23 protein-coding genes are annotated in these 25,809 nt (G+C 74.7%); 5 read left to right on the top strand and 18 right to left on the bottom strand.

What is annotated here, in order from left to right; genetic code table 11:
• Positions 1-49: 49 nt before the first annotated feature.
• The 11 genes from fabG to EDD39_RS04990 all read right to left on the bottom strand — a co-directional run bounded on the left by fabG (position 50) and on the right by EDD39_RS04990 (position 11,665).
• On the bottom strand, positions 50-802 hold the full coding sequence (gene fabG, locus EDD39_RS04940; protein ID WP_123553616.1) for a 3-oxoacyl-ACP reductase FabG: 753 nt from the start codon (positions 800-802) through the stop codon (positions 50-52).
• Complete coding sequence (gene sbnB, locus EDD39_RS04945; RefSeq protein WP_030914222.1) at positions 799-1,830, bottom strand: 2,3-diaminopropionate biosynthesis protein SbnB; 1,032 nt, start codon at positions 1,828-1,830, stop codon at positions 799-801. Before sbnB ends, fabG begins: the two co-directional genes overlap by 4 nt.
• A complete protein-coding gene (gene sbnA / locus EDD39_RS04950) occupies positions 1,827-2,882 on the bottom strand; it encodes a 2,3-diaminopropionate biosynthesis protein SbnA (protein WP_123553618.1) in 1,056 nt (351 codons plus the stop codon). The genes sbnB and sbnA overlap by 4 nt, the downstream gene beginning before the upstream one ends.
• Positions 2,879-5,218 (bottom strand): lantibiotic dehydratase, encoded by a 2,340-nt coding sequence (locus tag EDD39_RS04955; protein WP_123553620.1) that lies wholly within the window; start codon positions 5,216-5,218, stop codon positions 2,879-2,881. The genes sbnA and EDD39_RS04955 overlap by 4 nt, the downstream gene beginning before the upstream one ends.
• Positions 5,215-6,420 (bottom strand): aminotransferase-like domain-containing protein, encoded by a 1,206-nt coding sequence (locus EDD39_RS04960; protein WP_123553622.1) that lies wholly within the window; start codon positions 6,418-6,420, stop codon positions 5,215-5,217. The genes EDD39_RS04955 and EDD39_RS04960 overlap by 4 nt, the downstream gene beginning before the upstream one ends.
• A gap of 13 nt (positions 6,421-6,433) precedes the next feature.
• The gene (locus tag EDD39_RS04965) at positions 6,434-6,676 is read right to left on the bottom strand and encodes an acyl carrier protein (RefSeq protein ID WP_030460288.1); all 243 of its coding nucleotides are present in this window, start codon (positions 6,674-6,676) and stop codon (positions 6,434-6,436) included.
• Positions 6,657-8,195, bottom strand: a complete 1,539-nt coding sequence (locus EDD39_RS04970) for a class I adenylate-forming enzyme family protein (protein WP_123553624.1) — start codon at positions 8,193-8,195, stop codon at positions 6,657-6,659. Before EDD39_RS04970 ends, EDD39_RS04965 begins: the two co-directional genes overlap by 20 nt.
• Entirely contained in the window at positions 8,182-9,129 is a 948-nt protein-coding gene (locus EDD39_RS04975) for an ACP S-malonyltransferase (RefSeq protein ID WP_123553626.1), read from the bottom strand. Before EDD39_RS04975 ends, EDD39_RS04970 begins: the two co-directional genes overlap by 14 nt.
• 91 nt (positions 9,130-9,220) lie before the next feature.
• Positions 9,221-10,018: an ABC transporter permease gene (locus EDD39_RS04980; RefSeq protein WP_035955325.1), complete on the bottom strand. Its 798-nt coding sequence runs from the start codon at positions 10,016-10,018 to the stop codon at positions 9,221-9,223.
• Complete coding sequence (locus tag EDD39_RS04985) at positions 10,018-10,998, bottom strand: ABC transporter ATP-binding protein (protein ID WP_123560143.1); 981 nt, start codon at positions 10,996-10,998, stop codon at positions 10,018-10,020. Before EDD39_RS04985 ends, EDD39_RS04980 begins: the two co-directional genes overlap by 1 nt.
• Positions 10,999-11,221: 223 nt before the next feature.
• Positions 11,222-11,665 (bottom strand): MarR family winged helix-turn-helix transcriptional regulator, encoded by a 444-nt coding sequence (locus EDD39_RS04990; protein ID WP_123553628.1) that lies wholly within the window; start codon positions 11,663-11,665, stop codon positions 11,222-11,224.
• 92 nt (positions 11,666-11,757) lie between these two features.
• Here EDD39_RS04990 and EDD39_RS04995 point away from each other — a divergent pair, with 92 nt between their 5' ends.
• The 3 genes from EDD39_RS04995 (at position 11,758) to EDD39_RS05005 (ending at position 13,453) form a co-directional block, all read left to right on the top strand.
• Positions 11,758-12,699: a quinone oxidoreductase family protein gene (locus tag EDD39_RS04995; protein ID WP_123553630.1), complete on the top strand. Its 942-nt coding sequence runs from the start codon at positions 11,758-11,760 to the stop codon at positions 12,697-12,699.
• Positions 12,700-12,806: 107 nt separating this feature from the next.
• On the top strand, positions 12,807-13,061 hold the full coding sequence (locus tag EDD39_RS05000) for a hypothetical protein (protein WP_123553634.1): 255 nt from the start codon (positions 12,807-12,809) through the stop codon (positions 13,059-13,061).
• The gene (locus tag EDD39_RS05005) at positions 13,061-13,453 is read left to right on the top strand and encodes a DNA-binding protein (protein WP_123553636.1); all 393 of its coding nucleotides are present in this window, start codon (positions 13,061-13,063) and stop codon (positions 13,451-13,453) included. The genes EDD39_RS05000 and EDD39_RS05005 overlap by 1 nt, the downstream gene beginning before the upstream one ends.
• Before the next feature lie 49 nt (positions 13,454-13,502).
• Here the strand turns inward: EDD39_RS05005 and EDD39_RS05010 are convergent, their stop codons facing one another.
• The 3 genes from EDD39_RS05010 to EDD39_RS05020 all read right to left on the bottom strand — a co-directional run bounded on the left by EDD39_RS05010 (position 13,503) and on the right by EDD39_RS05020 (position 18,172).
• On the bottom strand, positions 13,503-15,056 hold the full coding sequence (locus tag EDD39_RS05010; protein WP_123553638.1) for an LCP family protein: 1,554 nt from the start codon (positions 15,054-15,056) through the stop codon (positions 13,503-13,505).
• Positions 15,057-15,440: 384 nt separating this feature from the next.
• Entirely contained in the window at positions 15,441-16,670 is a 1,230-nt protein-coding gene (locus tag EDD39_RS05015) for an arginine deiminase (protein ID WP_030460279.1), read from the bottom strand.
• Between the two features lie 143 nt (positions 16,671-16,813).
• Positions 16,814-18,172, bottom strand: a complete 1,359-nt coding sequence (locus tag EDD39_RS05020) for a basic amino acid/polyamine antiporter (RefSeq protein WP_425269739.1) — start codon at positions 18,170-18,172, stop codon at positions 16,814-16,816.
• 239 nt (positions 18,173-18,411) lie between these two features.
• On the opposite strand from EDD39_RS05020, the gene EDD39_RS05025 reads away from it, so the two are divergent.
• Both EDD39_RS05025 and EDD39_RS05030 read left to right on the top strand, forming a co-directional pair.
• The gene (locus EDD39_RS05025) at positions 18,412-19,584 is read left to right on the top strand and encodes a UDP-N-acetylglucosamine--N-acetylmuramyl-(pentapeptide) pyrophosphoryl-undecaprenol N-acetylglucosamine transferase (RefSeq protein ID WP_123553640.1); all 1,173 of its coding nucleotides are present in this window, start codon (positions 18,412-18,414) and stop codon (positions 19,582-19,584) included.
• 137 nt (positions 19,585-19,721) lie between these two features.
• Positions 19,722-20,282, top strand: coding sequence for a hypothetical protein (locus EDD39_RS05030; protein ID WP_123553642.1), 561 nt, complete (start codon positions 19,722-19,724; stop codon positions 20,280-20,282).
• A 90-nt stretch (positions 20,283-20,372) separates the two neighbouring features.
• Here the strand turns inward: EDD39_RS05030 and EDD39_RS05035 are convergent, their stop codons facing one another.
• The 4 genes from EDD39_RS05035 to EDD39_RS05050 all read right to left on the bottom strand — a co-directional run bounded on the left by EDD39_RS05035 (position 20,373) and on the right by EDD39_RS05050 (position 25,800).
• Positions 20,373-22,889: an ABC transporter permease gene (locus tag EDD39_RS05035; RefSeq protein WP_123553644.1), complete on the bottom strand. Its 2,517-nt coding sequence runs from the start codon at positions 22,887-22,889 to the stop codon at positions 20,373-20,375.
• A 99-nt stretch (positions 22,890-22,988) separates the two neighbouring features.
• Complete coding sequence (locus EDD39_RS05040) at positions 22,989-23,777, bottom strand: ABC transporter ATP-binding protein (RefSeq protein WP_425269644.1); 789 nt, start codon at positions 23,775-23,777, stop codon at positions 22,989-22,991.
• A gap of 128 nt (positions 23,778-23,905) precedes the next feature.
• Complete coding sequence (locus EDD39_RS05045; RefSeq protein ID WP_123560148.1) at positions 23,906-25,171, bottom strand: sensor histidine kinase; 1,266 nt, start codon at positions 25,169-25,171, stop codon at positions 23,906-23,908.
• Entirely contained in the window at positions 25,168-25,800 is a 633-nt protein-coding gene (locus EDD39_RS05050; RefSeq protein WP_244257112.1) for a response regulator transcription factor, read from the bottom strand. The genes EDD39_RS05045 and EDD39_RS05050 overlap by 4 nt, the downstream gene beginning before the upstream one ends.
• Positions 25,801-25,809 lie beyond the last annotated feature (9 nt).

The following is a 25,809-nucleotide window of genomic DNA, read 5'->3' on the forward strand; positions in this document are numbered from 1 at the left end:
GCTTCCTCTCGGTGGGAGTTGGTGGAACGTCAGTTCGAACGGAGGGGGGTCAGCTGTAGAGCATCCCGCCGTCGACGGTGAGCACCTTGGCGGTGATGTACGAGGCCGCCGGGCCGGCCAGGAAGACCGCCGCCTGCGCGACCTCCTCCGGGGTGCCCATCCGGCCCAGCGGGATCGCCGCCGCGGCCTCCTTCAGCTGGGCCCGGGGCACCTTCTTCACCATGTCGGTGTCGATGAAGCCCGGCGCGACCACGTTGACCCGGATGTTCTTCGGCGCGCCCTCGTAGGCGAGCGTCTTGGCCATCGCGATCACCCCGCCCTTGGAGGCGGCGTAGTTGGCCTGGCCGACCCGGCCGGCGATGCCGGAGGTGGAGGCGATGAAGACGATCGAGCCGCCGGAGGCGTACATCTGCTTGGTGGCCTCGCGGGCGGTCAGGAACGCGCCCGTCAGGTTGGTGGAGATCACCTCCTGCCACTTGGCGGCGCTCATCGCCGCGAAGTGGCCGTCGGCGGTGATGCCCGAGTTGAGGACCGCGACGTCCACCCCGCCCCAGGCGGTGCGGATCTCCTTGTACATCGCGGTGACCTGCGCCTCGTCCGAGACGTCGGCCCGCACCAGCAGGGCGCGGCGGCCCAGGCCCTCGATCTTCTCCGCCAGCTGCTCGGCCTTACCGGCGCTGGAGCGGTAGTTGAGCGCGACGTCGCAGCCGTGCTCGGCGAGCTGGAGGGCGATGGCCGCGCCGATGCCGCGGGAGGCGCCGGTGACGACGGCCCGGGTGCCCTCGGGGAAGAGACCGGTCATGCCGCGCTCCCGGTGAGGTTGGAGGTGACCTTGTGGGTGCCCGGGTCGAAGCCCTCGGCCTCGGTGCCGAGCCCGGCCTTCTCGGCGGCGTTCAGCACCGCCTCGGCGACGGCCAGGTCGAGCACCCCGAGGCCGAACGGGGAGAACACCACGGTGCGGGCGTCGGCGGGGAGTTCGGCGGTGCCGTCGAGCAGCGCGCCGATCTCGGCGGTGACGAAGCGGCGGTGGCCGGCCTGCTGCTCGGCCTTGTGCAGCGAGGTCTGCTCGCGGATCGCGTGGTCGGCGTCGTCGACCACGTTGACCGCGCCGAGCACCGAGCCGACCGACAGGTCGCGCAGCGACAGGTGCAGCACCACCTGACCGTGCGGGCGCTGCGGGTGGTCGGCGAGGTCGAGCCAGTACGAGGAGTCGGTGGTGGCGATCGACACCGTGTCGGCGGTCAGCACCTGGCCGAGCGCGGCGGCCCGGAAGGACAGGTGCGGGTACTCGGCGGCCAGTTCGGCGGCGAACACCTCGGCCCGCTCCGGGAAGGCGTCCTGCAGCAGGACGGTCTCCAGCTCCTCGTGCACCTGGTCGAGGAAGTGCACCACCCGCTGGTTGATGGTGCCGCAGCCGACCAGGCCGACCGTGCGGACCTCGCGCCCGGCGTTCAGCAGGCCGGAGGCGAGCGCCGCGCCGGCCGCGGTGCGCACCGCGGAGATCTGGCTGCCCTCCATCAGGGCGAGCGGGTAGCCGGACTCCAGGTCGTTCAGGATGCACAGCGAACTGGCGCGCTGCATCCCGCGCTTGACGTTCTCCGGGAAGGACGAGATCCACTTCAGGCCCATCACCGGGGCCGGGCCGCCGAGGTAGGCGGGCAGCGCGATGATCCGCGAGTCGGAGCGGTGCAGCGGGCGCAGGAAGGTCGAGAAGGGGAGGTCGGACTTGCCCTGGCCGTGCAGCACGTAGGCGTTGCGGACCAGGTCGACGACGGTGGCGTCGAGGCCCGCCAGGGCGGTCCGGACGTCCTCCCGGCCGAGGATCCTCATATCGTTTCTCTCTCTTGCTCGGTGGGCGGCAGGTACTGCCGGAGGTAGGACTCGACCCACTGGTCGTCGTAGATGGTGTCGAGGTAGCGGTCGCCGCCGTCCGGGAGCACCGCCACGCAGGTGGAGCCGGGCTCGATCCAGGAGGCGGACTGCCCGATCGCGGCGATCACCGCGCCGGAGGAGCCGCCGGCCAGGATCGACTCCTCGGCGAGCAGGCTGCGGCAGCCGCGGATGCACTCCGAGTCGGTCACCTTGACCACCCGGTCGGCCAGGCCCGGCCTGAGCAGGGCGGGGACGACGGCCGCGCCGTGGCCGGGGATGGTGCGCCGGTGGGAGGACTCCCAGGGCTCCGGCGGGCCGAAGATCACGCTGCCGACGGCGTCCACCGCGACCACCCGGGTGGGCAGTTGCTGGTCGTGCAGGTACTCGGCGCAGCCGCGCAGCGTGCCGGTGGTGCCGGCCGCCAGGAACAGGTAGTCGGGGGCGGCGGGCAGCGCCTCGACGATCTCGCGCATGGTGCCGTGGTGGGCCCGCGCGTTGTCCTCGTTGGCGTACTGGTTGGGCCACCAGGCGTCGGGGAGGGTGTCCAGCAGGTGCCGGACCCGGGCGATCCGGGCCGGCAGGTACTCGCCGGTGGCGGGGTCGCGGTGCTCGACCACCTCCACCTTGGCGCCGTAGGCCCGCATGATGGCGAGGTTCTGCGGGGTGGTGCGCGGGTCGACCACGATGACCAGGCCGAGCCGGTGGAAGTTGCACAGCTGGGCGAGCGCGATGCCCAGGTTCCCGGAGGAGGACTCCACCACGGTGGAGACGCCGGGGACGATCCGGCCGGTGGCGATCGCCTGCTCGACCATCGACTTGGCGGCGCGGTCCTTGATGGAACCGCCGGGGTTGAACCGCTCGCACTTGGCGTACACCTGGAAGCGGGCGGGCGGGAAGAGTCGGTCCAGCGCCACCAGCGGGGTTCCGCCGATCGTGGCGACGATGTCGGGGTCCGACGGCCGGTGCGGGCGGGCCCGCACCGTGGCGCCGTCGGGGACGAGCACGGTCATTGGGGCACCTCTCGGCTGATCTGGAGCCGCAGCTCACTGACGTAGCGCTCGCCGTCGGCGTCGGGCAGCCAGGACTCCTCGGTGGCCGGCAGCGGCTCGCTGACGGTCACCCCGGCGTCCGGGTCGGCCTGCACTGCCCGGCGGACGAGGTTGGCGAAGGAGAGCACCAGCGCGGGGCTGGTGAAGTCGACCAGGGAGGGCTTGGTCTCCTCGGGGAACTTGACGAAGGCCCGGTCCGGCAGGCCGTGGTCGGCCACCCAGCGGCGCACCGCCAGGTAGTCGCGGTGCCGGTCGGCCTTGCCGGGCAGCGCCAGGCCGGCCAGCGGCACCCGCCAGGTCTCCCGGAACAGCACCAGGTCGTCGAGGGTGACCCGGGGGGCGTGCGGGCGGTCCAGGCCGATCTTGAAGGCGTCGCAGGCGATGATCGAGATCAGTACGGCGAGCAGTTCGGACAGCGAGCGGGAGCGGCCGTCGGCGGTGGTCGCGGTGACGGTGCCGTCCTGCTCGGCGAGCGTGACGGAGACCGCGGGCTCGATCCGGCCGCGCTGGTCGAACGGGGCGCGGGTGAAGCCGATCAGCCGGTCGCCCTCGCCGATCGGGGCGGGCACCATGCGGCCGCTGTTGCGCTTCCAGCCGACCGGGAGCAGCGGCACCAGGCGTTCGGCGCCGATCGCCCGGTTGACCTTGTCGCGCACCGAGCCGCCGCCGGCCGTCCAGTCCAGGAAGGGCAGGTCGAGGGTGGCCAGGCAGGCGTGCATCTCGCCGAGCACCACCAGGTGCTCGCCCGCGTTGACGGCGTCGACCGAGCGGGCCACCACCTGGAGGTCGGGGCTGTGCACGGCCAGGTGCGGGGAGCGCACCGGCCCGGTGGCGAACACCTCGCGGGCCCGGTCGGCGATCCGGTCGACCGCCAGGTCGACCCGGGTGGCGCCCTCGGGCACCTCCCCGATCACCTCGCGCCACTTCAGGGCGAGTTCCCGGACGGCCTGCTGCACGGGGTGGTCGTGCTCGCCCCAGAACAGCGCCAGGGTCTGCGGCCAGACGTCGGCCAGGGTGACGGCGGCGCCGGCGGGCAGCCGGCCGGCGGCCTTGCGGACGAAGCCGGCCACCTCGGCCTCGACGAGTTCGGCGAGCCGGTTGCCGAACCAGTCGGCGGCGTCGGCGACCAGGGCGAGCGGGCGGGCGATGCCGTCCAGGAAGTCCCGGCCGAGCTCCATCCGGCAGTCCCGCAGCGCGTCCTGGTAGCTGAGGGTGCGTCCGGCGTACGCCTTGCCCTCCTCGCGGGAGGCGGCCTGGCCGGTCACCTCGACGAAGTGGGCGTCCAGCGCGTCCAGCGCCTCGACCAGCTGCTCGGCGGTCCGGGCCCGGTGCACGGCGTCCTTGAGCCGGGCGAGTTCGGTGAGCACCGCGTCGTAGCGGACGAACAGGGCGGGGTCGCCGATCGCGTCGACCCGGCGGCGCAGCACCTCCTCGGCCCGGACGTCGACCGGGATGTTGGCGTCCCAGCCGAGGACCCGCTGGCGCAGCAGCCGGCCCAGCGCCTTCTCGACCCGCTGGTGGGCGGTGGCGGCGTCCCAGCCGTGCTCGGCGACCAGCAGGTCGGTGAGCTGCTCGGCGTTGCGGTCGCCGTCGGCGAGCCGCAGCAGCTGGGCCTCCTCGGGGCGCAGCCGCAGCACCTTGCGGGTGGGGAGCACCAGCTGCTCGCCGTCCAGGTGGACGTCGGGGCGCAGCATCGGCGGGAACCACCAGCGGGCGCCGGGCTGTTCGGCCATCCAGTCGGCGACCGCGGCGACCGTCCAGCGTTCCAGGGCGGTGTGCGAGGCGGCGACCAGGGCGGGGCCGTTCTCGATGGTGATGGCGCGGTCGGTGCGGCCGACGCCGATCCAGGCGGCGGGGCCGAAGAAGCCGATGGTCTCGGCCTTGGCGCAGTAGCGCAGCCAGTACATGGCGAGGGTGCGTTCGCGCTGGCGGCGCTTGGCCTCCTGGCCGCCGGGGGCGGCCAGCGAGTCGAGCAGCCGGAAGAAGGTGCGGTTCTGCCAGGCGACGGCGAGGCGGAGCTTCGGGTCGGCGGCGAGGGCCGCGAGGGCGGCGCTCTCGCGGGCGGCGTCCTCCCGGTAGGCGGCCAGGAACTCCTGGTCGGCGGGGGCGCCGGGGGCGAGCCGGGCGGCGGCGGCCGGGGCGCGGGTGCCGCCGACCAGGTCGAGGCCGGAGACCGGGAAGCCGGCGTTGCGGAGCAGTCCGACGCCCCAGACCTTCCAGTCGGTGCCGGCCAGCCGGTGGTGCGGGCCGAAGTCCGCCCAGTCGGTGCCGGCGGCCTCGACGGCGGGCGCGGTCATCCGGCCACCTCCGACGGCTCGCGCTGCGCCGACGGGGTTTCGGTGAGGGCGGCGGCGAGCCGGCCGATGCCCTCGGTGATCTTCTTGCGGGGCACGTTGCTGAAGCACAGCCGCAGGCCGTCGGCGTGCTCGCCGTCGATCGAGAAGTGGCCGCCGGGGACGACCGAGACGCCGCGGGCGGCGGCGGCCAGCGCGTACGGTCCGGCGTCGGCCCGGTCGCGGTGGCGCAGCCACAGGTAGAAGCCGCCGTCGGGGCGCTGCCACTGCCAGGGTCCGTCGGCGCCGAGTTCGGCGTCCAGCGCGTCGGCCATCAGGGCGCAGCGCTCGCGGTAGCTGTCCCGGTAGCGGTCGATCAGGTCGGTCCAGCCGGAGCGGGCGTAGTGGGCGGCCAGCGCGCCCTGGGCGAGCGCGGAGGGCGAGAGCGAGATGATCTCGGCGACCCGGGCCAGGTCGTACCGCAGGTGCTCGGGGGCGGCGATCCAGCCGGAGCGCAGGCCGGGCGCGAAGATCTTGGAGAACGTCCCGAGGTAGACCACCTGCTGCGGGTCGAGGGCCTGGAACAGGGTGGTGGTGGTGCCGTCGAAGCCGAGCAGCCCGTACGGGTTGTCCTCGACCAGCAGCAGGTCGAGCTCGCGGCAGGCGGCGAGGATCTCGGTGCGGCGCGGGACGGCGAGGGTGGCGCCGGTCGGGTTCTGGAAGGTCGGGTTGGTGTAGAGCAGCCGGACGGTGTGCCCGGCGGCGCGCAGGGCGGCGACGTCGCGGCGCAGCTGCTGCGGGTCGAGGCCGTCGGCGTCCTCGGCGGCGGCGTGCGGCAGCAGGCCGGCGGTGCGGAACGCGGCGGTGGCGCCGGGGTAGGCCGGGGTCTGCACCAGGATGGTGTCACCGGGGCTGCCGAGGGCCAGTGCGACGGCGGTCAGGCCCATCTGCGAGCCGCTGGTGGGGATCAGGTTGCCGGCGTCGGCGTGGCCGTCCTCCCGGGCCATCAGGTCGGCGACGGCGGGGACGAGGGCCTTGGCGACGTGCGGGGTGGTGTACTGCAGGGCGAGCTTGCCGCCGAGCCGCACGAGCCCGGCGAGCTGGGCGGATATCTCCGCGAGCGGCAGGACGTCCAGGTCGGGCAGGCCGCCGGCCAGCGAGATCACGTCCGTGCCCCGTTCGAACAGCTTCGGCATCTCGGCCGGGGGTCTGGTGTCGGTCCACATGGCTGTCGGTCCCTCAGATCCCGGCCGGGGCGGCGGTCCGGGTGTGCACGTAGCGCAGCAGGCCGGCCGGGGAGGCGAGCGCCGGGTCGGCGAGGGCGTCGGGGTCGACCTCGAAGCCGAACTCCTCCTCGATCGCCATCAGCAGGGCGATGGTGTGCAGGGAGTCGACGCCCAGGTCCACCAGCGGGGTCTCGGAGTCGGTGACCTGCACGGAGCAGGTCCGCTCGACGAGCTGGTCAAACTGCGACTGGTTCATGGCTGCTCCTCGGGGATGCGGTGGTCTGCGGGGCGGTGCTCGCGGTCGGCTCGTCGGCGGCCCCGGCGGCTTCGACCAGGCGTTTGGCGGCGGCCCGGTCGGGCTTGCCGTTGGCGGTGAGCGGGACGGTGGTGATCGGGACGACCCGGTCGGGCATCCGGCTGTGGTCGAGCCGGTCGGCCAGCAGGGCGCGGACCCGCTCGGGCGGGAGGGTGCCGTGCACGGCCAGCAGCAGCGGGGCGCCCTCGGGCTCGGGGCGCAGCGCGACGGCGGCGCTGACGCCGGGGATCCGCTCGGCGGCGTCCTCGACCTCGGTGAGGGCGATCCGCATGCCGCGGCGCTTGACGATGTCGTCGTCGCGGCCGACGAAGTACAGCCGGCCGTCCTCGTCGAGCCAGCCCTTGTCGCCGGTGCGCAGTTCCAGGGTGCCGTCGGGGCGGCGGACGAACCGGCTCTGCTCCTCGATCGGGATGCCCCAGTAGCCGGCCATCACGGTGGGTCCGGTGACGGTGATCTCGCCGGTCTCCCGGGGGCCGAGCTCGATGCCGTCGGCGGCCAGGATCCGGATCCGGTCGCCGGGGATGGCCGGGCCGACCGAGTCGGGGTGGGCGGCGTACTCGTCGGGGTCGAGGATGGAGATCCGCTTGCACTCGGTCATGCCGTACATCGAGGCGAACTCGGAGCCGGGGAACAGCTCCAGCAGTTCGGCGGTGACGGCCCGGCCGGGGCGGGCGCCGGTGTTGGTGAACAGCCGGACCCTGGTGGGCCGGTGCAGCTTGCCCTGCAGCAGGGTGAGGATCTGGGCCAGCGAGGGCACCAGCGGGACGACGGTGACGCCGGTGCGCTCGATCAGCCGGAGCAGTCCGCGGTCCTCGCTGCGCCGGGCCAGCACCAGGGTGGCGCCGACCAGGGCGGACATCAGGGCCTGGTAGAGGCCGTAGTCGAAGGAGAGCGGCAGCCGGCACAGCACCACGTCCTGCTCCTGGTAGCCGAGGCAGGCGTGGACGGCGTCGACGGCGGCGAGGATCTGGCGGTGCGGGCAGACCACGCCCTTGGGGCGGCCGGTGGTGCCGGAGGTGTAGATCAGCAGCGCGACCGCGTCCTCGTCGACCTCGGCCCGGTACGGGTCCGGGGCGGTGGCCTGCACCTGCTCCCAGGCCGGTTCGACCTCGACGGTGCGGGCGGCCCGGCGGCCGGCCGCCGGGCGGCAGAGGGCGAGGACGGCGCCGCTGTCGGCGACGATGTGGTCGATCTGGTGGTCGGTCAGCTCCGGGTGGACCGGGACGAAGACGGCGCCGGCCCGCAGGGTGGCCCAGAACAGGGCCAGGAAGGCCCGGTCGTTGCCCCCGGCGTACACCACCCGGTCGCCGGGGGCGACGCCCTGGGCGCGCAGCCAGCCGACGGCGCGCTCCACGGCGGTGCCCAGTGCGCGGTAGTCCAGGGTCCCCCGGGCGTCGATCACGGCGGGGTGCTCGGCCCGCTCGCCGAGCGGGTACTCCAGCAGGTCAGACACCGGCATGGGCGGACACTCCTCGGCCGGCGGGGGCGGCCAGCCGCTCCCGGGCCCGGGCGACGTCCCGGGCGGTGGTGACGGACAGCACCTCGAGCTCGGGGTGCTGGCGCTTGAGGATGCTCGCCAGCGTCTTGGCGGGCGGCAGCGACACCGTCAACTCCGGTGCCACGGAGGAGAGCTGGTGCAGGCACAGGTCCCAGCGGACCGGGCTGACCACCTGCCGGACCAGCCGGCGGCGGATCTCGTCGGGGTCGCCGACGCCCGCGCCGTCGGCGTTGGAGAGCAGCAGCTGGGACGGCCGGGCGAACGGCACCCGGGCGGCGGCCTCCTCGAAGGACTGCCGGGCCGACTCCATGTACGGGGTGTGGAAGGCGCCGGCGACGCTGAGCCGCTTGACGGTGGCGCCGGCCGGCGGGGCGGCGGCGAGCTGGTCGAGGGTGTCGGCCAGGCCGGCCGCGACGATCTGGCCGGGGCCGTTGAAGGTCGCCGCGTACAGGCCCAACTCGGCTATTCGGTCCAGGACTTCGTCCTGCTCGCCGCCGACCACGGCGGCCATCGAGGTGGGTGCCTCGGTGCAGGCCACCGCCATCGCCCGGCCGCGGACGGCGGCCAGCCGGACGGCGTCGGCGGGGCTCAGCACCCCGGCGTAGACCGCGGCGGTGAGTTCGCCGACCGAGTGGCCGGCCGCCACCGCCGCGCCGTCCGGGACGGCGTCGTGCAGGGCGTGGTGGGCGAGCAGTCCGGCGGCCACCAGGAGCGGCTGGGTGTGCTCGGTGCGGGCGATCTCGGCGGCCGGGGCCTTGGTGCCGAGGTGGACCAGGTCGACGTCGGCGGCCTCGGACCAGGCCCGCACCCGCTCGGCGGTGGCCGGGTCGCGCAGCCAGGCGGCCAGCAGGCCCGGGGTCTGGGAGCCCTGGCCCGGCGCGATGAATGCGAACATGTGTTCTAACCCCCTTTCGGGTGGGGCCCGCGCCCGGGTGGCGGGCGCCGGATTGCTTGGACGGTGCGGTGCGGACGGGACTCCGGACGCGCTACGGGCGGCCGGTGGACTTGCGGAAGCGGCGGACCGCCAGGAACGAGAACCCGGCGAACCAGGCCAGCAGGTTGAACACCGCGCCGGCCACGCTGGAGTGCTCCCCGTGGAAGGAGAAGCCGTCGTTCAGCGGGTACCGGGCCAGCGTCGCCACCCCGTACATCGGGGTGTAGCGGGAGACCTCCAGCATGGTGCCGCTGAGCGGGATGAACAGGTTGCCCAGGAAGGCCAGCGCGGTCATGGTCAGGCCCGGCATGTGCATCACCACGTCGGGCTTCATCGCCAGGCCCATCCCGATGCCGAGCGCGGCGAACACCGCGGACCCGACCCAGGCCACCAGCAGCGAGACCACCCACACGTTCGCGTCGGCGTGCGCCCCCGTCAGGGTGCCCAGCACCCCCACGATGGCGACCGGCACGCCGGCCATCAGCACCGAGCACAGCACCTTGACCAGCAGGTAGCCGGGCGGGGTGAGCGGGCTCATGGCGATGGTCCGCATCCAGCCGACCGACTTCTCCACCGAGATGGTGGCGGCCGAGCTGACCGCCGCGGTGGCCGCGCCGTACACCGCCTGGCCGATCATCATCCAGGCCGCGAAGTTGCCGTGCGGCAGGCTCGCCCCGCCGGACGGGGCGGTGCGGAACAGCGCCAGGTACAGCACCGCGGGCAGCAGCACCGTGAAGATCGTGGTCTGGCGGTTGAAGCGCCGGCGCAGCTCGTACCGGACGAAGGTCGGGTTCACCCCGTTGAAGACCGAGGTGCGGGCGGCGGCGGGCGCCGGGACGGCGGCGGCCATCAGACGTTCTCCTTGCTGGCGGTACGGGCCGCACGGGCCTCACGGGCTTGCTCGGTGATGGCCAGGAAGGCCTCCTCCAGGCTGCGCGGCGCCACCTCGACGTCCCGGGCCCGGGTCTCGCCGACCAGCACCCGCAGCAGCGCGTCCGAGTCGGTGCAGGTGAAGTAGGTGCGGTCGCCGCGCACGGTGCTGGAGCGCACCCCCGGCGTCCGGGCGACCAGCCCGGCCTCGTACGGGCTGAGCACCGCCGAGACGGTCCGGCCGCTGGTCGCCGCGCGGATCGAGGAGGCCGAGCCGTCGGCCACCACCACGCCCTTGTCGACCATCACCACGCGGTCGGCGAACTGGTCCGCCTCCTCCATGTAGTGGGTGGCGAACATGACCGTCATGCCGCGCGCCGCGTCCTCCCGGACGGCCGCCCAGAAGTCCCGCCGGGCCACCACGTCCATGCCGGCCGTGGGCTCGTCCAGCACCAGGAAGTCCGGCCGGGACAGCAGCGCCAGCGCGAACCGCAGCCGCTGCTGCTCACCGCCCGAGCAGGCCGCCACCCGGCGCGAACGCAGCTCGGTGATGTCCGCCCGGGCCATGCAGCGCTCCGGGTCCGCACCCGGGTGCAGCGAGGCCAGCATGTGCACCGTCGCCTCGACCGTCAGGTCCGGCAGCAGCCCGCCGGACTGCAGCACCGCCGCCACCCGGCCCGCCCGCACGGCCTGCTCCGGGTCCGTCCCGAACAGCCGCACCTCTCCTTCGTCCGGGCGGGTCAGCCCGAGCAGCATGTCGATCGAGGTGGTCTTGCCGGCGCCGTTCGGCCCGAGGAAGGCCACCACCTCGCCCCGCCGAATCCGCAGATCCAGCCCGTTCACCGCGGTGAACACCTCGCCCTTGGCATTGCTGAACCGCTTGACGACGCTGGTCAGTTCAGCAGCCAGGGGGTCGGACGCCGTCCCCCTCGGCTCCGTTCGGTTCTGGTAATCGATCATCATCCGAGTCCTCACGATTCGGCGGAGGTTCGCCTCTTTGTGAGCACCACTCTCCCGGCCGCCCCTATCCCCCCGAACCGACCCGCCTATCGGCCCCCTATCCCCTCCCGCACCCGCCCGGCCACCCGCCCCGACCACCCGCCAGGACCCCCGCCCCCAGCCACCCCGACACGCCGGAGGCGGCGCCCCGACCGCTCCGGGGCACCGCCTCCGACCGGCCCCGTCAGGGCGCCACCCGCCCCGCCAGCAGCTTGCCGAGGAGGGCGGTGAGCTGTTCGCGTTCGGCCGCGTCCAGCGGGGCGGTGAGCTCGGTGTTGGCCTGGTGGCCGAGGTGTTCGGCCCGGTGGAGGAGGGTGCGGCCGGCCGGGGTGAGGGTGATGAGGTTCTTGCGGGCGTCGCGGGGGTCGCGTTCGCGGGTGACCAGTGCGCGGGACTGGAGTTCGTTGAGGGCCGCGACCATGTCCTTGGGGTCGATCCGGACGGTGCGGGCGAGTTCGGCCTGGGCCAGCGGGCCGTGCTCGGCGAGGGCGCAGAGCACCGCGTGGTGGCCCATCCGCAGGCCGGCCTCGGCGAGGCGTTCGGCGACCAGGCGGTGGGCGAGGGAGCCGGCCCGGCCGAGCAGCCAGCTGGGGAGGGCCTGGAGGCGGGTGAGTGCGGGGTCGTCCATGGCCGGAAGCCTACCCCCGGAAACGTTGGACACCCCAATGAATCTCCGGCTATCGTTGGGGCATCCAACGAATCTCCGAAGGGCCGCTCCTCATGCGCGAGTTCACCCTGCACAGCTACGACGGCCCGGCCGGACTCCGACTCCAAAACTCCCCCGAACCGACCCCCGGCCCCGGCGAACTGCTGGTCCGGGTCGAGGCCGCCGGGCTCGCCCTGCCCCTGCTGCGCACCCTGCGCGGCCACGGCCGGCCCGCCCTCCCGCACTCCCCCGGCGGCGACCTGGTCGGCCGGGTGGTCGCGGTCGGCGAGGGCGTCACCGTCCACCGCCCCGGCGACCGGGTCGGCGGCGTCGCCTTCTCCGGCGCGTACGCCGAACTCGCCCTGGTAAGGCCCGAGTTGGTCACCCCGGTGGCCGAGGACACGCCCGCCGCCGAGGCCCTCGCCGTGGTCCGCAGCGGCCTGGTCGCGCTGGCCGCCCTGCGCACCGGCCAGCTCGCCCCCGGCGAGTCGGTGCTGATCACCTCGGCGGCGGGCGCCGTCGGCCACCTCGCCGTCCAACTCGCCGTCGCCCTGGGCGCCCGCCGCGTGGTGGCCGCCGCCGGCTCCCCCGCCAAGGCCGGCTTCCTGCGCGGCCTGGGCGCCACCGAAGTGGTCGGCTACCACGAACTCCCCGCGCTCGACCCGGTCGACCTGCTGGTCGACAACGTCGGCGGCGAGACCCTGCACGCCGCCCACGCCGCCGTCGCCCCGTTCGGCCGCCTGGTGGTCAACAGCGGCGCCGGCGGCACCCTCGACGCGGGCGCCCTGCTCCGCGGCATGCACACCGCCACCGGCCTCGCCATGGCCCGACTCGCCCACCACCGCCCCGACTTCGTCGCCGCCTGCCGCACCGACCTGTGGCAGCACCTGGCCGCCGGCACCCTCCGCCCGGCCTGCACCACCTTCCCCCTGGAACACCTCCCCGAGGCCGCCGCCCTGCTCGAACACCGCGCCAACCTCGGCAAACTCGCCGTCCTGCCCACCGCCGCCCCCTGACCCCCGCACCAGGGGACCCATCGCCCCCTGCAGCGGTCCGACCTCCGAGTCCGCCACCGGCCGGCACCTCGCCCCAACGTCATCCCACCCCCGGCAGGATGGATGGCATGAGCAGTAGCAAGAAGTACTCGGTCAGCCTCCCCGAAGATCTGGCCGAGACCGTGCGCAGCCAGGTGGGCCCCGGGGGGTTCTCGGCGTACGTCGCGGAGGCCCTGGAGCAGCGGGTGGCCATGGACCGGCTGCGCGAGATCGTCGACGACTTCGAGACGGACAACGAACCGCTCACCCGCGAGGAGATCGACGCGGCCCGCGCGGTCCTGCGCCACCACGGCCGCTCCTCCGCCGACAACGCGGCCGCCTGATGCCCGGCACGCTCCTGCTCGACAGCGGGGGCCTCTCCCGCCTCCACCTGAAGGACCGCCGGGTCGCCGCGCTCGTCCGGGCCGCCGCCGAGGAAGGCGTCCGGGTCGGCACCACGGCGATGACCGTCATCGAGGCGGACTGCGCACGCATCCACCCGGCCCGCATCCGCTGGGCCCTCTCCCGCGTCGACGTCCACGGTGTCACCCGCGACGTGGGTGACCGGGCGGCAGCGCTGCTCCGCGAGCACGGTCTGCACGGCCACAAGTACGCGATCGACGCCGCACTCGCCGCGATCGCCCGCTCCGTTCCCGGGCCGGTCACCGTCCTCGCTTCCGACCCGGAGGACCTGGCGCTGCTCTGCGGTTCCCAGGTCGTGGTCGTCAGCCCCTGAGCCCGCCACCGCCCGACGCCTCACACCCGACATCCCGCCCGACGCCCCGTCAGGGCGCCGACAGCGGCACGTCCTTGCTGCGGTCGAACGCCTGGACCGGCGTCATCGAGCCCTTGTAGCCGGGCAGCTCGACGGTGCCCTCGTGGCCGACCTGGGCGCAGCCGCTGGTGTCGTCGGCGGTGGAGGCGTCGGCGCCCTTCAGGAGGGTCTTCGGGTCGGCGGGGGGTGCGGACGGGGCGGTGCCGCCGGTCCCGGACGGGTAGCTGGTGCCGGTGGTCCAGTCGGCGCCGATCAGCAGCTCGATCGAGCTGCCCTTCCCGGCCTGCACGGCGCTCGCGGGCAGTCCCAGGGCGGCCGCGACCTGCTGGGCCTCGGCCTCCCTGCCCGCGGGGTGGGTGACCGTGGTGTGCTCGGCGGTGGTGCTCGGTCCGGTGTCGGTGCCCTTGGCGAAGCCGTCCTGCCGGAGCGCCTCGACGAGCGCCTTGGCCCGTCCGGTGACGCCGGTGCCGTTGCGCACCACGACGGTGATCCCGCTCCGGTCCGGTCCGGTCGCGGCCGGGGGCGCCGACGACGGCGCGGGCGGGGCGGCGGGCGCGGACGGGGCGGTGGAGGCGGCGTCCCCGGGCTGCGGGCCGCCGCCGCTGAGCGACCGGTCGCTCCCGATCGCCCGGAACAGCTCGGTCGCGCCCGGGCCGATCAGCCGCCGGCTGTCGTTCGACGGGTCGTGGACGATCTGCATGGTGGTGAAGGTGATCCGTTCGGACGGCACCTTGCTGATGTCCTGGCCGAGGCCGACCAGTCTGGTGATGCCGTCCAGCCCGGGGTCGACGGTGAGCGCCTTGGTGGCGGCGTCGGCGAGCGAGAGCAGCTTGCCCGGGTCGGTGAGCGTCCCGGCGCCCTTCAGCTGGCGGACCATCGAGCCGAGGAACAGGTGCTGGGCCGAGGACCGGCCGGTGTCGGTGCCGTCGCCGAAGCCGTGCCGGGTGCGGACGAACTGCAGCGCCGCCATGCCCTGCAGGGTGTGCTCGCCCTTGGACAGCCGCAGGTGCGAGTACGGGTCGTACACGTTGTCGCTGACGCACACCGGGACGCCGCCCACCGCGTCCGACATCTTGATCACGCCGGTGAAGTTGACCTGCACGAAGTGGTCGATCGGGAGGTCGGTGAGCTTGCGGACGGCCGCCACGGTGCAGCCGGGGCCGCCCTGCAGGGTGGAGTTGATCATGCCGCGCTGCGCCTTGAAGACGGACTTGCCGGCCTTGTCCTTGCAGCCGGGCAGGTCGGTCACCAGGTCGCGCGGGATGCTCATCACGGTCGCGTTGCTGCGGTCCGCGGAGACGTGCAGCAGCAGGTTGACGTCGGCGTTGGCACCGCCGCCGCAGTCGCCGCCGATCCGGCAGTCCTCCGGGTCGTCGCGCGAGTCGGAGCCGATCACCAGCACGTTGATCGGGGTGCGGCCGAAGGCGTCCGGCACCTCCTTCCCGGCGTCGCCCTCCTCGCCCGCGAACAGCGGCGCGTTCTGGATGTTGGCGTTCAGCCGGTAGTACAGGTAGCCGCCCGCGCCGGTGGTCAGCACCACCGCCCCGGCCGCCGTCCACAGCACCGCCTTCTGCCAGCGCCGCAGCCGCCGCCGGCCCCGTCGCCCCTGCCGCCGGGCCGCCTCCCGCCGCGCGGCCCGGCCCCCGGACGCGGCGCCCGGCTCCCCGTCCGGCCCGCCGCCGGGTATGCCGCCCGATATGCCGTCCGCCGCCCCGCCCGGTGCGCCGTCCGCCCGCCGCCGGGCTCCCGGCCCGGCGTTCCCGGCCTGTCCGCGTATCACATCGCACCCCCGTGACCCGGCCGTTCCGGGTTGTCACCCCTATAGATGCACGGCCGGCACCGCATGTTTCACGGGTTTTCCGAACACTTCGCCGAACACTTCCCGCCACCCCTCCCCCTCGGCTGCCGGACCGTCAGGAGCCCGTCGTCCGCCGGGGCCCACCGCCCGTCAGAAGTCCACGGGATCGCGGACCAGCGGGCAGGTCATGCAGTGCCCGCCCCCGCGCCCGCGGCCGAGTTCCGCGCCGACGATGGTGACCACCTCGATGCCGGCCGCGCGCAGCAGCGCGTTGGTGGTGGTGTTGCGGTCGTAGGTGACCACCACCCCGGGTTCGAGCGCCACCGCGTTGTTGCCGCTGTCCCACTGCTGGCGCTCGGAGGCGTAGACGTCGCCGCCGGTGCCGATCACCCGGAGCGCGGGCAGGCCGAGCGCCTCGGCGACCACCGCGGTGAACGCCCGGGAGCCCTCGTCCACCACCTCGACGCCGGGGGCGCGGTCGGTGGGGTAGAGCGAGAAGGCGTGCACCCGGTCCATGATCGCCGGGTAGAGGGTGACGGTCTCCCGGTCGGCGAAGGTGAAGACGGTGTCCAGGTGCATCGCGGAGCGCAGCCTGGGCATCCCGGCGACCACCACCCGGCGGGCCGCGCCCGCGGCGAACAGCGCGGCGGCGACCTGGGTGATCGCCTGCCGGGAGGTGCGTTCGCTCATGCCCATCAGCACCAGGCCGTTGCCGACCGGCATGACGTCGCCGCCCTCGAAGGTGGACTGGCCCCAGTCCCGTTCGGGGTCGCCCCACCAGACGGTGGCGCCCGCGAAGTCCGGGTGGAAGGCGTACACCGCCTTCATCAGCAGCGTCTCGTCGTGCCGGGCGGGCCAGTACAGCGGGTTGAGCGTGACGCCGCCGTACAGCCAGCAGGTGGTGTCGCGGGTGTAGAGGGTGTTGGGCAGCGGCGGCATCAGGTACTCGCGCACGCCGGTGGCCTCCCGGGCCAGCGCCAGGTAGCCGGAGCGGAACTCGCCGGGCAGGTCGGCGGTGGCCAGGCCGCCGACCAGGTACTCGGCGAGCGCCGCCGGGTCCAGGGTCTCCAGGTAGCCGCGGGTGCCGTCGACCAGCCCCAGCCCGACCTGGTCGGGGACGATCTTGCGGTCCAGCAGCCAGTCCCGGGCGCCGGGCACGGCCATGGTCTGCGCCAGCAGGTCGTGCAGTTCGACCACCTCGACGCCGCGCCCGGTCAGCTCGGCCACGAAACCGGCGTGGTCGCGCTGGGCGTTCTCCACCCACATCACGTCGTCGAACAGCAGGTCGGCGGCGTTGCCGGGGGTCAGCCGCCGGTGCGCGAGCCCCGGCCGGCAGACCAGCACCTTGCGCAGCCGACCGACCTCGGAGTGGACACCCATCGCAGTCGTCACAGCAGTCCTTTCGCAGCACGGCGGACGCCGGTCGCTCCGGCACCCGTCGGACACCGGCCGTCCCGGCACCCGGAGGACGTCGACCGTCCCGGCATTCCTCGGACGCCGGCCGCTCCGGCGCCCGGCGGGTCTCACAGGCTGATCCACCCGGCCGCCAGCGCCACCACGCCCAGCGCCGCACCGGCCGCGGACACCACCAGCACCACCGCCTCGCGCGGCGAGAACAGCCGGCGGCCCTGCTCGCGGCGGGCCATCACGAACAGCACGGTGGCGGGCGCGTAGACGATGAACGACACCAGCAGGTACGCCCAGCCCGCCGCGTACACCAGGAACGCGGTGTAGCCGGTGGCCAGGCCCGCCACCAGCAGCGCGCCCGCCCCCGAGCGGTCCTGCCGGGCCACCCGCACCGCGTAGCCGGCCGCCAGCAGGTACGGGATCAGGCTGAGCGTGCTGGTCAGGTCGAGCGCGAAGTCGAAGGCGTCGTCGGAGAAGACCGTGACCACCAGCATCACCTGCGACAGCGCGGTGGTCAGCAGCAGCGCGGGCACCGGCACGTCCCGGCCGGTGCTGCGGGCCAGGAAACGCGGCATGTCCTCGTCCTTGGCGGCGACGAACAGCACCTCGGCGGCCATCAGCGTCCACGCCAGGTACGCGCCCAGCACCGAGACGATCAGCCCGACGCTGACCAGCACCTTCCCCCAGGTGCCGACCGCCGCCTCCAGCACGCCCGCCATCGAGGGCTGCCGCAGCCCGGCGATCTCGCTCATCGGCAGCAGGCCGTAGGAGACCACCGTGACCGAGGCGAACACCGCGAAGACGCTCAGGAAGCCGAGCACCGTGGCCCGGCCGACGTCCGAACGCCGCCTCGCGTGCCGGGAGTAGACGCTGGCGCCCTCCACCCCGAGGAAGACGAACACGGTGGCCAGCATCGTCCCGTGCACCTGGTCGTACAGCGAGCCCGCGTAGGAGGCGCCCCGGAAGTTGGCGGCGAACACGTCCGACTTGAAGCAGAACAGCGCCAGCACCACGAACACCAGGATCGGCACCAGCTTGGCCACCGTGACGACCCGGTTGATCATCGCGGCCTCCCGCACGCCGCGCCGCACCAGCAGGAAGAACCCCCACAGCCCGGCCGAGGAGAGCACCACCGCGAGCGCGGTGTCCCCGTCCCCGAGCGCCGGGACCAGCGCCCCGACCGTCGACATGATCAGCACCCAGTACGTCACGTTGCCGACGCAGGCGCTGGCCCAGTAGCCGAACGCCGAGAAGAAGCCCAGGTACTCGCCGAAACCCGCCTTCGCGTACGCGTACACGCCCGCGTCCAGCTTCGGCCGCCGCACCGCCAGCGCCTGGAACACCAGCGCCAGCATCAGCATGCCCGTCCCGGCGATCAGCCAGGACACCAGCGCGCCCAGCACCCCGGTCTCCTGCGCGAACCGCCCCGGCAGCGAGAACACGCCTGCGCCGACCATCGAGCCCACCACCAGCATGGTCAGCGTCCGCAGCGTCAACTTCGCCGTGCCGACCGCCGGTTCCCGGACCGCCTCCTCCGCCACCACCCGCACCACTCCCTCCCGCCGGCCGCCGCCCGGCCGCCGCCGCGGGCGGAACGCTACCAATCCGGCACCCCTTTTGCCCCGCTATGCCCGCTCCCGCGTGCCACCCCTCCCCCACCCGGCCGTAGCCTGATGACCCGTCAACCCGCCGACACCGCACCCAGGAGACCCACATGGCACCCACGCACCAGGGCGGACCACTGCGACTGGTGGTCACCGGCGGCGGCACCGGCGGGCACACCTACCCCGCGCTGACGGCGGTCCGGGCGCTGCAGGAGCGGCTGGCCGCGCAGGGGCGGACGGTCGAGGTGCTCTGGATCGGCACCGCCGCCGGCCTGGAGGCCCGGGTCGCGCCCGCCGAGGGCATCCGCTTCGCCCCGGTCGCCACCGGCAAGATCCGCCGCTCCTCCAACCCGCTGAAACTGCTCTCCCCGGCGAACGTCCGCGACATGTGCCGGGTCCCGCTGGGCGCCTGGCAGGCCCGCGCACTGATCACCGGGTTCCGGCCGGACGTCGTCCTGGCCACCGGCGGGTACGTGGCGGTGCCGGTCGGGCTCGCCGCCCGCTCCTGCCGGGTCCCGCTGGTGGTGCACGAGCAGACGGTCCGCCTCGGCCTGGCCAACCGGCTGCTCGCCCGCGCCGCCACCCGGGTCGCCGTCTCCTCCGAGTCGACGCTCCCCCTGCTCCCGAAGTCCGCCCGCCCCACCGCCGCCGTCACCGGGAACCCGGTCCGCCCCGCCGTCCTGGCCGGCCACGCCGACAAGGCCGTCGCCGCCCTGGGCCTGGACGGCTTCGACCGCACCCTGCCCACCGTCTACGTCACCGGCGGCGCCCAGGGCTCGGCGCAGATCAACACCCTGGTGTCCGCGACCCTCCCGTGGCTGCTGGAACGGGCCAACGTCATCCACCAGTGCGGCCCCGCCAACGAGCCCGCCCTGCGCACCCACGCCGAAGCCCTCCCGCCCCAGCTGGCCGCCCGCTACCTCCTGACCGGCTACCTCGGCGCCGAACTCCCCGACGTCCTGGCCCTCGCCGACCTCGTGGTCAGCCGCAGCGGCGCCGGCACCCTCGCCGAACTCACCGCCCTCGGCAAGGCCGCCGTCCTCGTCCCCCTCGCCTCCTCCGCCGGCAACGAACAGGCCCACAACGCCACCCACCTCCACCGGTCCGGCGCCGCCACCGCCCTCCTCGCCCCCGTCACCCCCGACCACCTCCGCACCGCCCTCACCCCCCTGCTCGCCGACCCCCACCACCGCGAAACCATGGCCACCCGCTCCCGCCACCACGGCCGCCCCGACGCGGCCCAACGCCTGGTCGACGTCCTCCTCACCACCGCCACCCCCTGACCCGGACCCCGCCCCGCCCCCGCCCCCGCCGCCGCCCCCGGAGGAAGCGGGGGGAGTCACGAGTTGAGCACACCTGCTCCACGCCGCCCACCAGGCCGGTAGCGTCCCCCTGCACACCACGCCACCAGGGGAGATCCATGCGCCGCACCGCCCTCACCGCCATCGCTGCCGGCATCGCCGTAGCCCTGACCGGATGCTCCAGCGGCTCGGGCGCCAGCAGCCCCGCGGCACGGGCCGCCACCGCCCCCACCGCAGCGGCGCCGTCGGCGGGGGCCTCGAACCCGGCCGTACCGCAGCCCGACTCGGCGGCACCCCGCGATGCCGGGGCCGCAGTCGCGGCGCTCTCCGCCACCGTGCCGAACGTCAGGGAAGTGAAGACCTACACCGCCGACAACGACCCGAACCACCTCCTCGGCCGCCCCCACCAGTACCTCTCCAAGACCGCGTTCGCCGACGCGCGCATCCAGCCCGCAGACGTCGAAGGCGAGGACGAGGACTCGGTGACCCGCGGCGGGTCGGTCGAGGTGTTCGCCACCGCGGCCGACGCACAGGCCCGGGTCGACTACATCGCGGGCATCATCAAGAACATGCCGGTCTTCACCGAGTACGACTACGTGCACGGCGCCGAGGTCCTGCGGGTGTCCAAGCTGCTGACACCGAACCAGGCGGAGGGCCTGGAGACAGCCCTGAAGAGCTGAACGCGGGACCGCGCGGTGACGGCCCGTCCGGGATCGGACGGGCCGTGCCACGCGGTCCGCTCACGCAGCGCTCCCGCAGGAGCACGGCGCCTACGCCTCCGCGACGGCCTCCAGCGGGCTGAGGGCGGCCGCCCGGCGGGCGGGGACGGCGGCGGCGAGCGCGCCGACCGCCAGGGAGGCCAGGCAGAGGAGGGCGAGCGTTCCCCAGGGCAGGGCCAGGGCGTACTGGTCCAGCGCGCCACCGGCCAGCGCGCCGACCGCCCAGGCGCCGAACAGGCCGCCCGCCAGGCCCAGCAGGGTGCCGAACGCGGCGACCGTCAGGGCCTCCAGCCGGATCATCCGGCGGACGGCGGCGCGGTCCATGCCGAGGGCCCGCAGCGCGCCGATCTCGCGGGTCCGCTCGGCGACCGACATGGCGAGGGTGTTCACGATGCCGAGGCCCGAGATCAGCACGCCGATCGCGAGCAGCCCGTACATCAGGGTCAGCAGGTCGCCCGTCGTCCCGGCGGCCTCGCGGACGAGGGCGGCGCGGTCCTGGACCTTCAGCAGCGGGTTGTTGCCGACCGCCGTCCGCAGCGCGCCCTCGGAGACGCCGTCCCCCCGCACCAGGATCCGCTGGAGGGAGCCGGGCAGGTAGCTGTCGCGCTGCACCTCGTCGCGGGCGCCGACCGCGTCGCGGGCGGTGGGGTTGTCCCGGTAGACGCCCACCACGGTGTACTCGGTGAACTCCGCTCCGCGGCCGAGCCGGGTGTTCAGTCGTCCGCCCGCGCCGACCCCGGTCTCCCGGGCGACGCTGCTGGAGACGGCGATCCGGCCGGGCCCGAGGTCCTGGAGCGAACCGCTGACGAAGTCGAGCCTCATGGTCGCGGAGGCGTCCGCCGGATCGACGCCGGAGACCTCCCGGACGCGGCCGCCGATGACCGCCGTGGAGTCGGCGACCGCGCTCGCCGTCCGCACGCCGGGCGTGCCGGCCACCCGCCGGACGGCCGCCGGGTCGAGGCCCGTCATGGTGTCGCCGGTGCTGATCACGTAGTCGGCACCGAGCCCGGCCGCGGCCTGCCGGTCGAGCGCCCGCCCGGTGGAGTTGCCGATGGTGGCGAGCCCGCTGACCAGGGCGGTGCTGATCAGCAGGGTGGCGGCGGTCGCGGCCGTGCGCCGGGGGTCGCGCAGCGCGTTCTGCCGGGCGAGCAGGCCGGCGGTCCCGAAGCGGCGGGCGAGGGGCCCGGTCAGCCGGACCACCGGCGGCGCGAGCACCGGCGCCAGCAGGACCAGGGCCACCACCAGGACGCCGCAGCCGAGCATCGCGCTGCGCAGGTTCTCCTCCGAGGCGTCCTCCGCCGAGCCCGCGAGCGAGACCAGCAGGCCGGTGCCGAGCAGCAGCAGTGCCGCTCCGGCGACCGTGCGCGGCCGGGAACGGCCGGCGGGCCGTGCGGCCGAGCGCAACGCCTCGACCGGCGCGATCCGGGCGGCCCGGCGCGACGGCAGCCAGGCGGCCGGCACCGTCACGCCCACCCCGACGAACAGGGCGGCCGCCACCGGCCGGGCGCCGATCACCAGCGGGCCCTCGGGCAGCCGGGCGCCGTCACCGCTCAGCAGGTCCGGCAGGACGGCGGCGACGCCGAGCCCGAGCACGAACCCGAGCGCCGACGCGACGACGCCGACCAGCGCGGCCTCGGCGAGCAGCGAGCGCACCACCTGGCGCCGGGTCGCGCCGACCGCCCGCAGCAGCGCGATCTCGCGGGTGCGCCGGGAGATCAGCATGGTGAAGGTGTTGACCACCAGGAACGAGCCGACGAACAGCGCCACCCCGGCGAAGACCATCGGCATCTTCTGGTAGCCGCGGGTCAACGTGCCGACGTAGAGCGCCTGTTGGGCGACCTGTGCCTGCCCGGTGGTGACCTCGGCCCGGTCGGCCGGGAGCATCCCCTCGATGCGCTCGGCCAGCTCGTCCTGGCCCGTTCCCGGCTCCGCGGACACGTCGATGCCGGTGTAGTTCCCGGGCGTCGAGAACAGCTTCTGCGCCGTCGCCCGGTCGAAGAGGACGAGCGTGCCGCCGGCCGTGACCCGGCTGTCCCGGGTGGTGACGGTGCCGACCAGCCGCGCGGTGAGCGCCGGGCCGTCCGTGGCCAGGGTGACCGGGTCGCCGAGGTGGAGGCCGCCGGCGCTCGCGGTGCCCCGGTCGACGGCGATCTCGCCCTCGGCGGCCGGTGCCCGGCCCTCCGCCACGGGGTGGCGCGCCGGGTCGTACGCGGCGGCGAGGTTCGTCCCGCGCTTGACCCGCAGCGGTGTGCCGTCGGCCGCGTTCAGCACCGCGGTGCCGTCGACCGACGGACGCACCGCCGCGACGCCGGGCACCTCGGCGAGCCGGTGCGCGAGCGCGTCCGTCAGCACGCCCGGCGCGTCGGGGGCCGAAGGGGACTCCTTCGCGGTCACCGACACCGCGACGTCGGCGAAGTCCCGCGACGCGGCGGCCCGGTGGGCGGCCGCGGTGGAGTCCGCGAAGACGAGGGTGCCGGAGACGAACGCGACACCGAGGCAGACCGCGAGGACGGTCATCAGCAGGCGCGCCTTGTGCGCGAGCACGTTGCGCAGGGCCGTGGTCAGCATGAGCGGCTTTCGGAAGTAGGGACGGACACGAGCACGGATACGAGCACGGACACGGACACGGACACGGATACGAGCACGGGCACGGACACGGGCACGGACTCAGCCGGTGACGACGGGGGCCTGCGGGCTGCCACCGGGGAAGCGCCGCACGACGTCCAGCACCCGGTCCGGGGTGGGGTGCGCCAGCTCGCCGGCCAGCCGCCCGTCGGCCAGGAACACCACCCGGTCCGCGTACCCGGCGGCCACCGGGTCGTGGGTGACCATCACCACCGTCTGCCCCAACTCCCGTACGGACGACTGCAGGAAGCCGAGCACCTCGGCGCCGGCCTGGGAGTCGAGGTTGCCGGTCGGCTCGTCGGCGAACACGATCGACGGCCGCGCGACCAGCGCCCGGGCGACCGCGACGCGCTGCTGCTGGCCGCCGGACAGCTCGGCGGGGCGGTGGCCGAGCCGCTGGGAGAGCCCGACCATCGCCACCACCCGGTCCAGCCACTGCCGGTCGGGCCTGCGCCCCGCCAGCGACAGCGGGAGCGTGATGTTCTCCAGCGCGGTCAGCGTGGGCAGCAGGTTGAACGCCTGGAAGACGAACCCGATCCGGTCGCGGCGCAACCGGGTGAGCTGACGGTCGCTCAGCCCGCCAAGCTCCGTCGTCCCGATCCGGACGGAGCCCGAGGTGGGGGTGTCCAGCCCGGCGGCGCAGTGCATCAGCGTCGACTTGCCGCAGCCGGACGGCCCCATGATCGCGGTGAACTCGCCCTCCCGGAAGGCGACGCTGATCCCGTCCAGGGCGGTGACCCGGGTGTCGCCGCTGCCGTAGACCTTGGTCAGGTCGGCGGTGGCGGCGGCGGTCCCCGGTGTCGCGGGCAGGGTGAGCGGGTGGGCGGTCACGATGGGGCTCCTGTTCGAAGGGCGGATCGCTGCACTTCGAAGGGTGTCCGGGCGATGTATCGGCGCCCCGCCCCGTCGTGTATCGACGCCCGCTCCGCTTCGCAGCAGTTCGGAAGCAGCCGGGACGCTCAGCCCGGCAGCCGCAACGTGGCCACCGCACCACCGGCCCCCGCACCGCCGCCCCCTGCGCCATCGTCGCCCGCGTTGGCGAAGCCCAGCTCCGCGCCCAGCAGCCGCGCCTGCCCCACCGCGATGGTCAGCCCCAGGCCGTGCCCGGCGCCCCGCCCGGCGGCCCCCGTCCGGAACCGGCGCGGGCCGTCCCGCAGCAGCTCCGCGGGGAAGCCGGGGCCGTGGTCGCGCACCTCGACGGTCGGGCCGTCGACCGTGACCAGCACCGGCCTGGCGCCGTGCCGGTGGGCGTTCACCACCAGGTTCGCGACGATCCGCTCCAGCCGCCGCGGATCGGTCTCCACCGACGCGGCGTCCCGTACGGAGACCTCGGCCCCGAAGCCGGTCCGCGCGACCGCCTCCCGCACGACCTCCCCCAACGGCACCCGCACCCGCACCGGCTGCTCCGCGCCCGCGTCCAGCCGGGAGATCTCCAGCAGGTCCTCCACCAGTCCCCGCAGGTCGCGGATCCGGGCCCGGATCAGGTCCTCCGTCTCCCCCTCCGGCAGCAGGTCGGCGGCGGCCAGCAGCCCGCCCACCGGGGTGCGCAGCTCGTGCGCCACGTCGGCGGTGAACTGCCGCTCGCCGCGCAGCCGTCGGGCCAGCGAGTCGGCCATCGCGTCGACCGTCGCGGCGATCGCGGCGACCTCGTCGCGGCCCGCGACCGGGCCGGTCCGGGCATCCAGGTCACCGGCGGAGATCCGGGTCGCGGTCTCGGCGACCCGTCCCAGCCGCCGGGCCAGCAGCCCGGCCCCGTACACCGACGCGGGCACCGCCACCGCGAGCGCGAGCAGCGCGGCCACCGCCATCGCCGCGTCCAGCCGGGGCACGTTGGACAGCTCCGGTCCGAGGTTGACCTGCACGGCGAGCACCGGGCTGCCCGGCCCGCCGGTGCGCTGCGCGGCCCACGCGCTCGGGCCCGCGCCGACCCGGTCGTCGTAGGCGGTGTGCCGGTCGCCGTCGTCGGGACCGCGCAGCCGCTCGGGCAGCCCGGGCGGGTCGAGCGCGGCGCCGTCGGAGAGGGCGCCGGTGCGCCGGTAGACGTCCATCGCCGAGTAGACGGTGTTGAAGGCGCGCGCCTCGCCCCGGCTGCGGATGTCCTCGACCGTCCACAGGTGCACCAGCGCCCCGAGCACCACCGCGACCAGGCAGGCCGTGCCGGCGGCCAGCGCGGCGATCCGCCACCGCAGCCCGCGCCCGCGCCCTCGCCACCGCACCGCGCTCAGCGCCGGAACTTGTAGCCGAAACCGCGGACCGTCTCGATCCGGTCCCGGCCGATCTTGCCGCGCAGCCGCTGCACGCCCAGGTCGACCACCCGGCTGTCGCCGTCCCAGCCGTAGTCCCACACGTTGCGCAGCAGGGTGTGCCGCTCCAGCACCACGCCCGGACGGGCGGCGAACTCCAGCAGCAGCTTCAGCTCGGTGGGGGTCAGCGCGACCGGCCGGCCGTCGAGCGAGACCTCCATCGCGGCGGTGTCGATCCGCAGCCCGTCGAAGACCAGCGCCGTCCCCTCCTCGGGGGCCTGCCGGTAGGTGGCCCGGCGCAGCAGCGAGCGGATCCGGGCCACCAGCACGAAGGTCTCCACCGGCTTCACCACGTAGTCGTCCGCCCCGGCCTCCAGCCCGGCCACCACGTCCAGGCCGTCGCCGCGCGCCGACATCATCAGCACCGGCACCAGGCTGCTCTCCCGCACCCGCCGGCACAGCCCGATCCCGTCCAGCCCCGGCAGCATCACGTCCAGCACCAGCAGGTCGAACTCCCCGCCCCGGAACGCCTCCAGGCCCGCCAGCCCGTCCTCGGCCGTCTCCACCCGGTACCCGTAGCGCTCCAGCGCGACGGCGAACGAGCGGCGCATCAGCTCGTC

The organism is Kitasatospora cineracea, from assembly GCF_003751605.1.
In the GTDB taxonomy this organism is placed as follows: Bacteria; Actinomycetota; Actinomycetes; order Streptomycetales; family Streptomycetaceae; genus Kitasatospora; species Kitasatospora cineracea.

Excerpts from the sequence above, each read along its gene's own strand:
- EDD39_RS04955 (WP_123553620.1), bottom strand. The coding sequence starts at position 5,218 with ATGACCGCGCCCGCCGTCGAGGCCGCCGGCACCGACTGGGCGGACTTC.
- EDD39_RS05050 (WP_244257112.1), bottom strand. The coding sequence starts at position 25,800 with ATGCGCCGCTCGTTCGCCGTCGCGCTGGAGCGCTACGGGTACCGGGTG.
- EDD39_RS05035 (WP_123553644.1), bottom strand. The coding sequence starts at position 22,889 with ATGCTGACCACGGCCCTGCGCAACGTGCTCGCGCACAAGGCGCGCCTG.
- EDD39_RS04995 (WP_123553630.1), top strand. The coding sequence starts at position 11,758 with ATGCGCGAGTTCACCCTGCACAGCTACGACGGCCCGGCCGGACTCCGA.
- fabG (WP_123553616.1), bottom strand. The coding sequence starts at position 802 with ATGACCGGTCTCTTCCCCGAGGGCACCCGGGCCGTCGTCACCGGCGCC.
- EDD39_RS04980 (WP_035955325.1), bottom strand. The coding sequence starts at position 10,018 with ATGGCCGCCGCCGTCCCGGCGCCCGCCGCCGCCCGCACCTCGGTCTTC.
- EDD39_RS05005 (WP_123553636.1), top strand. The coding sequence starts at position 13,061 with ATGCCCGGCACGCTCCTGCTCGACAGCGGGGGCCTCTCCCGCCTCCAC.
- EDD39_RS05020 (WP_425269739.1), bottom strand. The coding sequence starts at position 18,172 with ATGCTGGTGGTGGGCTCGATGGTCGGCGCAGGCGTGTTCTCGCTGCCG.
- EDD39_RS04965 (WP_030460288.1), bottom strand. The coding sequence starts at position 6,676 with ATGAACCAGTCGCAGTTTGACCAGCTCGTCGAGCGGACCTGCTCCGTG.
- EDD39_RS04985 (WP_123560143.1), bottom strand. The coding sequence starts at position 10,998 with ATGATCGATTACCAGAACCGAACGGAGCCGAGGGGGACGGCGTCCGAC.
- sbnB (WP_030914222.1), bottom strand. The coding sequence starts at position 1,830 with ATGAGGATCCTCGGCCGGGAGGACGTCCGGACCGCCCTGGCGGGCCTC.
- EDD39_RS04970 (WP_123553624.1), bottom strand. The coding sequence starts at position 8,195 with ATGCCGGTGTCTGACCTGCTGGAGTACCCGCTCGGCGAGCGGGCCGAG.
- EDD39_RS04975 (WP_123553626.1), bottom strand. The coding sequence starts at position 9,129 with ATGTTCGCATTCATCGCGCCGGGCCAGGGCTCCCAGACCCCGGGCCTG.
- EDD39_RS05025 (WP_123553640.1), top strand. The coding sequence starts at position 18,412 with ATGGCACCCACGCACCAGGGCGGACCACTGCGACTGGTGGTCACCGGC.
- sbnA (WP_123553618.1), bottom strand. The coding sequence starts at position 2,882 with ATGACCGTGCTCGTCCCCGACGGCGCCACGGTGCGGGCCCGCCCGCAC.
- EDD39_RS05015 (WP_030460279.1), bottom strand. The coding sequence starts at position 16,670 with ATGGGTGTCCACTCCGAGGTCGGTCGGCTGCGCAAGGTGCTGGTCTGC.
- EDD39_RS04960 (WP_123553622.1), bottom strand. The coding sequence starts at position 6,420 with ATGTGGACCGACACCAGACCCCCGGCCGAGATGCCGAAGCTGTTCGAA.
- EDD39_RS05000 (WP_123553634.1), top strand. The coding sequence starts at position 12,807 with ATGAGCAGTAGCAAGAAGTACTCGGTCAGCCTCCCCGAAGATCTGGCC.
- EDD39_RS05030 (WP_123553642.1), top strand. The coding sequence starts at position 19,722 with ATGCGCCGCACCGCCCTCACCGCCATCGCTGCCGGCATCGCCGTAGCC.
- EDD39_RS04990 (WP_123553628.1), bottom strand. The coding sequence starts at position 11,665 with ATGGACGACCCCGCACTCACCCGCCTCCAGGCCCTCCCCAGCTGGCTG.